1 protein-coding gene is annotated in these 461 nt (G+C 55.1%); it reads right to left on the reverse strand.

Going from position 1 to position 461, the window contains the following annotated elements:
- Window positions 1-75 precede the first annotated feature (75 nt).
- Window positions 76-461: transposase (locus ON16_RS00055; protein ID WP_040658441.1), on the reverse strand; the 386-nt coding region annotated here is incomplete at its 5' end.

Raw genomic sequence — 461 nt, forward strand, 5'->3', positions numbered from 1 at the left:
ACATAACGCCGGCGTGGGCGGATGTCAAGGGCGGAACAGCCGCTTGTTTACCTTTGACGTCCGAATCCGGCGGTGTTATCCGGGCATCCGGTCAGCGAAGAATAGCGCCATCTGAGCGTGGATAATGCTCCAATCCTGCCGTCGGCCAGTCCACTTTTTCGTGATGTCCATCATCGCCAGATACAGCATTTTGAAGAGACTGTCGTCTGTCGGGAAGACGGATTTCGACTTGGTTACCTTCCGAAGCTGGCGGTTGAAGCCCTCTATGGTATTGGTGGTGTAGATCAGCCGCCGCACCTCCTGTGGGTACTTGAAGTAGGTACTGAGGTTTGGCCAGTTCTCACGCCAGGAGGCCGAGATTTTGGGGTATTTTTTGTCCCAATGCTCCGCAAAAAGGTCCAGTGCGTCCAGTGAGGACGGCTCATCCACAGCGGCATAGACGGCTTTCAGGTCGGCCATAA

The organism is Oscillibacter ruminantium GH1, from assembly GCF_000307265.1.
GTDB classification, from domain to species: Bacteria; Bacillota; Clostridia; order Oscillospirales; family Oscillospiraceae; genus Oscillibacter; species Oscillibacter ruminantium.